Source organism: Micromonospora sp. NPDC003776 (assembly GCF_053605645.1).
Genome location: NZ_JBSGJR010000297.1, coordinates 1 through 8,193 on the forward strand (window position 1 = coordinate 1; position 8,193 = coordinate 8,193).

The window sequence follows — 8,193 nt, forward strand, 5'->3', positions numbered from 1 at the left end:
ACGCTCCGCGAGCCGGCCGGCCGCGGCCCGGCGTACCGCGGCCGGTGGCATGGTCAAGCGGCTCACCGCACCCCAACCCCGGCGCTTCACCGGGCGCGCCACCGTGCTCTTCGCGGTGCTGATCGCGCTCGCCCTGGCCTACACCTATCCGGTCCGGGTCTACCTCGATCAGCAGACGGACATCGAGCGGATGGAGGCCTCCCAGGCCGACCAGCGCCAGCGGATCGAGGACCTCTCGGCCGAGGCGGCCAAGTGGAAGGACCGCGCGTACATCGAGACGCAGGCCCGCGAGCGCTTCTTCATGGTCCGGCCCGGCGAGACCCCGCTGGTGGTGCTCTCCGACCCGGACGGGGCCGCCAAGGACGCCGGCAAGGGCGCGAAGGCGGGGCCGCCGAAACCGCCCGACCCCTGGTACGACACCCTGTGGTCGAGCGTGCAGGCGGCGAACGCCGAGCGCCCCGACAAGTGAGCACCGAACGAGAGACAGGCACCGACCCGTGAGCGTCGTACCACCGCAGGACCCGGCGGCGGATTCCGTACCCCCGCCGGAACGGCAACCGGCCACCGAGGCCGACCTGGCCGCGGTGGCCGCGCAGCTCGGCCGCCCGCCGCGCGGTACCCGGGCGGTGGCGCACCGCTGCCCGTGCGGCCTGCCCGACGTGGTGGAGACGACGCCTCGGCTGGCCGACGGCACGCCCTTCCCGACGCTGTTCTACCTGACCTGCCCCCGCGCCACGGCGGCGTGCAGCCGGCTGGAGTCGGCCGGGCTGATGAAGGAGATGGCCGAGCGGCTCGCCGAGGACCCGGAGTTGGCCGCCCGCTACCGGGCCGCGCACGAGGACTACCTGGCCCGCCGCGAGGCGATCGGCCAGGTGCCCGAGATCGCCGGCATCTCCGCCGGAGGCATGCCCGGCCGGGTCAAGTGCCTGCACGTCCACCTCGGTCACGCGCTCGCCGCCGGCCCGGGAGTCAACCCGTTCGGCGACGAGACCCTCGCGCTGGTGGAGAAGTGGTGGGCGACGGGCCCGTGCGTCGACGTCCCGGCGGCGGACTGAGATGACCGCCGCCGACGAGATCACCGTCCGTCGGGCCCGGACCGGGGACGTCCGCGGCATCCGACGGCTGGTCGACACGTACACGGACGACCGTCGCCTGCTCAGCAAGGCGACCGTCACCCTCTACGAGGACGTGCAGGAGTTCCGGGTGGCGGTCACCCCGGACGGCACGGTGGTCGGCTGCGGCGCGCTGCACGTGATGTGGGAGGACCTGGCCGAGATCCGCACGGTCGCGGTGGATCCCGCCTGCCGGGGCCGCAAGCTCGGGCACCGGATCGTCGGCGAGCTGATCGACGCGGCCCGTGAGATCGGCGTGGCGCGGATCTTCGTGCTGACCTTCGAGACCCGCTTCTTCGGCTCGTTCGGCTTCCGCGAGATCGACGGCGCGCCGGTGCCGCAACCGGTCTACGAGCAGCTGCTGCGCTCGTACGACGAGGGTGTGGCCGAGTTCCTCGACCTGGAACGGGTCAAGCCGAATACGCTCGGCAACACCCGCATGCTGCTGCGGCTCTGACCGCCGCTTGACCGGGCCAGGAGCGGGTGAGCGTGGGACCGCCATGTCTCTGCGACATGAATATGTCTGTCAGACATGCCACTCGATCGGTCCTGTCGTCCCTCGCCGGAACCGCCGGGCCGGCTGACCGCACGGTGGGGCGGGATCGCCGCAATCCGGCCGCGGCTGCCCGGCGACCGCGGCTTCCGGTCCACCCGGCTGCCGTAGGGTGGCAGCCGTGACGACGCGCGTGGCTGCCATCGACTGTGGGACCAACTCGATCCGACTGCTGGTCGCCGACCTGCCCGACCCGTCCGCCGGGCCGGCGGCACCGCTGGCCGACGTCAGCCGGCGGATGGAGATCGTCCGGCTCGGCCAGGGCGTCGACCGGACCGGCCGGCTCGCGCCCGAGGCGATCGAGCGCACCCGGGTCGCGCTCGCCGACTACGCGGCGGAGATCGAGAAGCTGGGCGCCGATCGGGTACGGATGTGCGCCACCTCGGCGACCCGGGACGCCGCGAACGCGGCCGACTTCCGGAACATGGTCGAGCAGACCCTCGGCGTGGCCCCCGAGGTCGTCACCGGCGACGAGGAGGCCCGCCTCTCGTTCACCGGCGCCGTCCGCGGCCTGCCCGCCGACGCCGAGCCACCGTACCTGGTGGTCGACATCGGCGGCGGCTCCACCGAGTTCGTGGTGGGGACCCGCGAGGCCGGCGTGCGGGCGGCCGTCTCGATGGACATCGGCTGCGTCCGGATGACCGAACGGCACCTGCACGGCGACCCGCCGAGCCTCGACGAGATCGCCGCCGCGCAGGCCGACATCGCCGTCGCGGTGGACCGGGCGCTGGAGGCGGTGCCGGGCCGCGAGGCCGCCACCCTGGTCGGTCTGGCCGGGTCGGTCACCACCGTGGTCGCCATCGCGCAGGGGCTGCGGGAGTACGACCCGGCGCGCATTCACCACGCGCGGGTGTCGTACGAGCAGGTCGCCGAGGTCACCGCCGACCTGCTGGCGAAGACCCGCGAGCAGCGACTGGCCATCCCGGTGATGCACCCGGGCCGGGCCGACGTGATCGGTGCGGGCGCGCTGGTGCTGCGAGTGATCATGGAGCGGGCCGGGATGCCCTCGGTGGTCGCCTCGGAGCACGACATCCTCGACGGCATCGCCTGGTCCCTGGCCTGAGCTCCACGGCGTCAACTGACGAGGACGCCGACGTCGGGCTGTTCAGGCGATGGCGGCGATATCGCCGTCGTCGAAGTAGATGGCCTGGTGCAACCGGCCGCCGAGGGCGGCGGCGAAGCGGGCCACGACCTCCTGGCCGGAGATCTTGCCTTGCTCGATCTGCGAGACGCGCCCCTTCGTGACGCCCATCCGGTCGGCCACCTGCTGCTGGGTCAGCCCGCGCGCGCGGCGCACCTCAGCCAGTCGGTGTCCGATGACCTCGGCGAGAAGTTCCTGCTTGCCCGCCTCGACAGCCTCATCCCCACCGGCCCGCGCGACGTGCTCGGCGCGGATGTCCTGCCACCGCGAGTAGTCGCTCATGCTTCCCCCCTCCTGTCGTGCTCGTTCCTTCAGATAGAGCTCGTAGCGTTGCTCGGCGAGCGGCACGGCGTTTCGGTACCAGGCATTCCACTGGCCCGACTTGTCGCCTGCCACCAGCAGGATGCTGGAACGCCACGGGGTCGAATGCGAAGAGGATACGTACGCTGCCCGGCCGCAGTTCCTTCAAGTTGGCCATCGACGAGCGGTGGATGGTGTCGACCAGCGGTCGCCCGAGGCCTGGTCCGTGCTCGGCAAGGAGATCGCCTGAACAACGCGGGCGTGCGTGTTGACATCGAGGGTGGCAATCCACTGCCGCACCTCGTCGACCAGGTAGACGTCCCATTCGCCTGCTGCCACCACGTCCGCAGTACAGCGTCCGCTATACCTTCGGGCCGGTCTTGTCCGGCCTCACGTCCGGCCGGCGTCGCCTATGGTCGGCAGATGGCGGTCAGGCGGATAAAGCCAAACATCCTCTCCGACGACTTCGAGGCGAGTCGCCGCTTCTATCAGGACCTCATCGGGCTCGGTGGCGGTGACGGGCTCGACTGGATCCTCTTCTTCGGTGGCGACACCCGGGAGGTCCAGCTCTCGGTGATGAAACTGGACGTCAAGGCCGGCGTCCACCCCGACGTGTCGATCGAGGTGGACGACGTGGACCACGTGTACGACCGCTGTGTCGCCACCGGTGCGGAAATCGTCTATCCGCTGACCGACGAGCCGTGGGGGCTGCGCCGGTTCTTCGTCCGGGACCCCAACGGGGTGGTCATCAACGTGACCCGGCACCACGAGTGACGGTGCGGCGGCGGCTCACCTCGACGACCGGCGCGCGAACCGGTCCGCGCCGTCGGACATCGTGCCGGCCGGCGTCGTGCCGCCTGCCATCGTGCCGGCCGGCGTCGTGCCGCCTGCCATGGTGCCGGCCCAGTCCGAACCACCGGTCCGTACCAGTTCCGGCTCCGGCGTGCCCAGGCCGAGGCCGTCCACGCCGAGCGGGCGGTCCGGTCGCGTCACGGACGGGAGGATCTCGTCCGGCGGCAGTGCCGCGGGGGCCTCGTTCGCGGGCTGCGGCCACCGTTGCCACCGGCGGATGCTCACCACGCCGACGAGCATCAGCGAGCCGACCAGCAGCGCCGTTCCGGTCCGCAGCGGGGCCGCCAGGTCGACCTGGTGGCCGTCCAGGGTCAGTTTGCGGTCGAGCAGCCCCATCATCGCGGACGGGCTGACCAGCAGACCGAGGTAGGTGGCCGAGTAGCCGAGGCCGGTCAGCGTCGCGCCCAGCGGGGAGAACCGCAGCGTGGCGATGAGCCCGAGGAGGAGCCCGGCCGCCGCCAGCACCAGCGCGGGTCGGGCGAAGTCACCGCTGGCCGCGGTGCCCTGTTGTGCGTGCGCGTACGCCTGCGCCGACCGGTCCTGGCCGAGGGCGAAGAGGACCCAGGCCAGCGGACCCACGACCGCTGCGGCGATCACCGTTCCGATGTGTCGCATCCGGGCAAGGTACCGATCTTTTGCGCTGACCAGCAGGGGTCATAAGGGAAATTTAAGTAGCGGATTGAGCGGCGGCTCAGGCGCGTTCGGCGGCGAGGCGGGCGCCGAAGCCGAGCAGGGCGAACCCGGTCAGCCCGTCCAGCCAGCGTCGGACCCGCCGTCGGGAGAGCAGGTCCCGGGCCCGGTTGAGCGCCCCGACCAGGACCAGCAGGTAGGCCAGGCTGAGCACGGCGTGGGTGAGCGCGTACGCCAGCAGCACCCCAAGCGGTGCCGGACCGCCGACGAACTGGGGTAGGACGGCCAGGTAGAACGCCAGCACCTTGGGGTTGGTGATGTTGGACAGGAAGCCCTGCCGGAACCCGGTCAGCGCCTGACCCGGCGCGGCGGGGCCGTCGCCGGCCAGCGGCGCGTAGTCCCCGCGCCAGGCGGACCGCCAGGCCTGGACGCCCAGGTAGACCAGGTACCCGACGCCCGCCCAGCGGATGGTCTCGAACAGCGGCTGGGAGCGGACGACCAGCGCGCCGAGGCCGGCCGCGGCGGCGACGCCCTGGACCGCGTTGGAGGCGGTCACGCCGATCGCGCTCCACCGGCCGCGGCGTCGGCCGGCGGCCAGGGTGTTGCGGGTCACCACGGCGAAGTCCGGCCCCGGGATGAGGATCAGCACCGCGGCGAAGACCAGGAACGATGCGTAGCTGCTCCACGACATGTTTCCGACCCTACGACGCGCTGCTGGGGGAAGAGCTACTGTTTTCTTGACGGTACTCCGCAATGCGCACTAGTGTGCCAGGCGTGGATACGACACAGCTCCTCAAGGGCGTGCTCGATCTGGCCGTGCTGGCCGTGCTCCGCGAGGAGGACGGCTACGGCTACGACATCCTCCGCCGGCTGCGCGAGGCGGGCCTGGAGGAGGTCGGCGACGCCTCGGTCTACGGCACCCTGCGTCGGCTCTTCGCCGCCGGCCTGCTGACCACGTACGTGGTGCCGAGCGAGTCCGGTCCGCACCGCAAGTACTACGCGCTCAACGCCGCCGGCCGGGACCAGCTCGCCCGCTCCGGCAAGACCTGGCGCTCCTTCGCCACCACCATGGACGCACTGCTCGACGATCGGGGGATGGCGGCATGACCGTCACGGGGCAGGAGATCGCGGACTACGTCGACCGGGTGCGGGCGGCCCTGGCCGACCTGCCACCCGCCGCCCGCGACGAGTTGACCGAGGATCTGCCGGAGCACCTCGCCGAGGTGGCCGCCGAGACCGACGGCACGCTGGTCGACCGGCTCGGTGAGCCGGAGGCGTACGCGGCCGAGCTGCGGGCCGCGGCCGGTGCCGAGGGCGGCCCGGGCCGGGCGACCCTCAACCGGCGGTTGACCGCCGGGCGGGCGCGGGCCGCCGCCCAGCTGCACCGCCTCGACGTCCAGCTCGGGCCCCTTCTCGGGCACCCCTCGGTGAGCACGTTCCTGCGCCCGTTGCGTCCGGCCTGGTGGCTGCTGCGCGGCTGGCTCGCCGCCCTGCTGGTCTCCGCCGCGCTCGGCGAGCCGTCGGGGTTGCTGCCCCGGCTCGACGGCAGCGTGCTGGCCGGCCTGTTCCTGCTCGGTGGCGCGGTCCTCGCCTCGCTCTGGCTCGGCCGCCGGTCCGCCGGTTTCCGGGGCTGGCCGCGGCGGCTGCTGCGGTTCGGGACGGCGGCCCTGCTGCTCTTCGCCTTCGCCGCACTGGTCAACGTGGACCAGCACGCCAACTCCGACGAGTTCCGCGGCTACGAGGGCGTCCGGGTCGACAACCGGTACGACTCGATCCAGGACGTCTTCGTCTACGACGAGCAGGGCCGGCTGGTCCGCAATGCCCGGCTCTTCGACCAGAACGGCGTACCGATCAAGCTCGGCTGGCCCGCCTGCGTCGACGGGCGCGGGGTCGTGCCGCCACCCCGCAACGTCTACCCGTACTGCCCGGAGCAGGCGCCCTTCGGGCCGCCAGCGCCGTCGGCGGTGCCGCCCGCGCCGACCGCGAGCGCTTCGGCCACGACCCCGGCGCCGACCGGTGGCGCGACCGCCACGCCCGGGCCGGCGGTCACCTCCGAGTCCCCCGCGCCGACTCCGCTGCCGACCCGCTGAGCCCGCCCGGGCAGGCGTCGGCAAACCGCTGGTGGCGGCCGAAGCTGGGAACTGGCTGAACGGATGAGGGAGAGACGCGGACAAGATCGCTACGGTGTCGTCTGCCCCGCACCCCTCGAAAGGAACACCAGTGTCAGAGCAGGTCGCACCGCCCCCCGCCGCACCGCCCGGCCCGGCCGACCCGGCCGTGGCGGAGCAGCCGCCGGCGCAGCCCGGCAAGACCAAGGGGCGGAAGGTGCTCGGCGTCGTCGGTCTCCTCGCCGCCGTCGTGGCCGTCGGTGCCGCGAAGGGCGCGCTGCACCTCTGGGAGCAGCGTGACGACGCCGTCCAGGCCAAGGCCGGCGAGTGCATCGCCCAGCTGCCCGAGGTGGCCGAGGGTCAGGAGAAGGACGTCGACAGCGCCAAGGTCGTCGAGTGCACCTCGACCGAGGCGGCGTACAACGTGGTCGGCCGGGTCGACCACCAGACCGAGGCGCAGGCCCGCTCCGGCGACGCCTGCGACCAGTACTTCAAGGAGGGGGACGACGGCTACGTCTTCTCCGGCCCGGAGCGGAGCGGGGGCAAGTTCTACCTGCTCTGCCTGACCAAGAAGGCCTGATCCCACCAGCCGCCACGACGGCGCGGGCCGCCCGGCCCGCGCCGTCGTCGTGTCCGGGCCGGCGAACGGGAGGTGAATGCCACTCGTCGCGCGTCTTCCCCGGGCCGTGACCGGCGTGGCAGGCTACCCGCACGTAACGCCCACTGGGCGACCAGCCAACGATGACTGACCGCTAGGAGGACGGGGCAATGGGCGAGATGGTGAGCTTCACCGGCAACGGGGGGACGAGCGAGGGGTATCTCGCGATACCCTCCGGCGGTGCGGCCAGCCCGGCGGTCATCGTCATCCAGGACTGGTGGGGTCTGGTGCCCCACGTACGCGCGGTGGTGGACCGGTTCGCCGAGGCGGGCTTCGTCGCGCTCGCGCCGGACTTCCGGCACGGCGGTCCGGCCAGCAAGCCGGATGAGCCCCGGCAGATGCTGAACAGCACCCAGATGGACGAGGCGGCGAGCGACATCGCCGCCGCCGCCGAGTTCCTCGCCGGCCGCCCCGAGGTCGCCGGCAAGATCGGCTGCGCCGGGTTCTGCGCCGGGGCCAGCCTGGCCCTGTGGTCCGGGACGTTCTCCGAGCGGATCGTCGCCACCGCGGGCTTCTACCCTCGGCTGCCCTGGGAGGGCATGAGCGCCGACTGGGCCGACTACGCGGGCAAGGCGGCCCTCATCCACTGCTCCGAAGCGGACGGCACCTCCACCGCCGACGGGGTGCAGAGCGTCCGGCGGGCCATCGAGGCCGCCGGCGGCAGCTGCCAGACCTACGACTACCCGGGCACCGCGCACGCGTTCTTCAACGAGGACCGGCCGGAGCACTTCGACCAGCGGGCCGCCGCCACCGCCTGGGCCCGCACGCTGGAACTCTTCCGGGCCCGGCTTGGCTGAGCCGCGTACCCCCGCCGAGGTGGTCGCCCGCGCCGCGCGGGC

General features: G+C 72.7%; 12 protein-coding genes and 1 pseudogene. 9 read left to right on the forward strand and 4 right to left on the reverse strand.

Annotation, left to right across the window (positions count from 1 at the left end):
• From ACWEVO_RS22265 to ACWEVO_RS22280, 4 genes are all read left to right on the forward strand, one after another.
• The coding region (locus tag ACWEVO_RS22265; protein ID WP_452309456.1) for an FtsB family cell division protein at positions 1-469 on the forward strand (469 nt) is incomplete at its 5' end.
• 28 nt (positions 470-497) lie between these two features.
• Complete coding sequence (locus tag ACWEVO_RS22270) at positions 498-1,055, forward strand: DUF501 domain-containing protein (RefSeq protein WP_452309457.1); 558 nt, start codon at positions 498-500, stop codon at positions 1,053-1,055.
• 1 nt (position 1,056) lies between these two features.
• Positions 1,057-1,569 (forward strand): amino-acid N-acetyltransferase, encoded by a 513-nt coding sequence (locus ACWEVO_RS22275; protein ID WP_452309458.1) that lies wholly within the window; start codon positions 1,057-1,059, stop codon positions 1,567-1,569.
• A gap of 229 nt (positions 1,570-1,798) precedes the next feature.
• Positions 1,799-2,728, forward strand: coding sequence for a Ppx/GppA phosphatase family protein (locus ACWEVO_RS22280; RefSeq protein WP_452309465.1), 930 nt, complete (start codon positions 1,799-1,801; stop codon positions 2,726-2,728).
• Between the two features lie 42 nt (positions 2,729-2,770).
• Here ACWEVO_RS22280 and ACWEVO_RS22285 read toward each other — a convergent pair whose 3' ends face one another.
• Entirely contained in the window at positions 2,771-3,088 is a 318-nt protein-coding gene (locus tag ACWEVO_RS22285) for a helix-turn-helix domain-containing protein (protein WP_452309466.1), read from the reverse strand.
• A 9-nt stretch (positions 3,089-3,097) separates the two neighbouring features.
• Positions 3,098-3,445, reverse strand: a pseudogene (locus tag ACWEVO_RS22290) (type II toxin-antitoxin system RelE/ParE family toxin); the annotation flags it as partial.
• A gap of 84 nt (positions 3,446-3,529) precedes the next feature.
• On the opposite strand from ACWEVO_RS22290, the gene ACWEVO_RS22295 reads away from it, so the two are divergent.
• Positions 3,530-3,880: a VOC family protein gene (locus tag ACWEVO_RS22295; RefSeq protein WP_452309459.1), complete on the forward strand. Its 351-nt coding sequence runs from the start codon at positions 3,530-3,532 to the stop codon at positions 3,878-3,880.
• A 15-nt stretch (positions 3,881-3,895) separates the two neighbouring features.
• Here ACWEVO_RS22295 and ACWEVO_RS22300 read toward each other — a convergent pair whose 3' ends face one another.
• Together ACWEVO_RS22300 and ACWEVO_RS22305 are read right to left on the reverse strand one after the other, a co-directional pair.
• The gene (locus ACWEVO_RS22300; RefSeq protein ID WP_452309460.1) at positions 3,896-4,573 is read right to left on the reverse strand and encodes a hypothetical protein; all 678 of its coding nucleotides are present in this window, start codon (positions 4,571-4,573) and stop codon (positions 3,896-3,898) included.
• A gap of 76 nt (positions 4,574-4,649) precedes the next feature.
• The gene (locus tag ACWEVO_RS22305; RefSeq protein ID WP_452309461.1) at positions 4,650-5,279 is read right to left on the reverse strand and encodes a LysE family translocator; all 630 of its coding nucleotides are present in this window, start codon (positions 5,277-5,279) and stop codon (positions 4,650-4,652) included.
• 83 nt (positions 5,280-5,362) lie between these two features.
• On the opposite strand from ACWEVO_RS22305, the gene ACWEVO_RS22310 reads away from it, so the two are divergent.
• The 4 genes from ACWEVO_RS22310 to ACWEVO_RS22325 all read left to right on the forward strand — a co-directional run bounded on the left by ACWEVO_RS22310 (position 5,363) and on the right by ACWEVO_RS22325 (position 8,151).
• Entirely contained in the window at positions 5,363-5,695 is a 333-nt protein-coding gene (locus tag ACWEVO_RS22310; protein ID WP_088969841.1) for a PadR family transcriptional regulator, read from the forward strand.
• Entirely contained in the window at positions 5,692-6,678 is a 987-nt protein-coding gene (locus ACWEVO_RS22315) for an HAAS signaling domain-containing protein (RefSeq protein WP_452309462.1), read from the forward strand. Before ACWEVO_RS22310 ends, ACWEVO_RS22315 begins: the two co-directional genes overlap by 4 nt.
• Positions 6,679-6,808: 130 nt before the next feature.
• Positions 6,809-7,276 carry an LppU/SCO3897 family protein gene (locus ACWEVO_RS22320; RefSeq protein WP_452309463.1) on the forward strand — a complete coding sequence of 156 codons (468 nt, stop codon included), beginning with the start codon at positions 6,809-6,811 and terminating at the stop codon, positions 7,274-7,276.
• 188 nt (positions 7,277-7,464) lie between these two features.
• Positions 7,465-8,151 (forward strand): dienelactone hydrolase family protein, encoded by a 687-nt coding sequence (locus ACWEVO_RS22325; RefSeq protein ID WP_452309464.1) that lies wholly within the window; start codon positions 7,465-7,467, stop codon positions 8,149-8,151.
• The last annotated feature ends 42 nt before the right edge of the window (positions 8,152-8,193 follow it).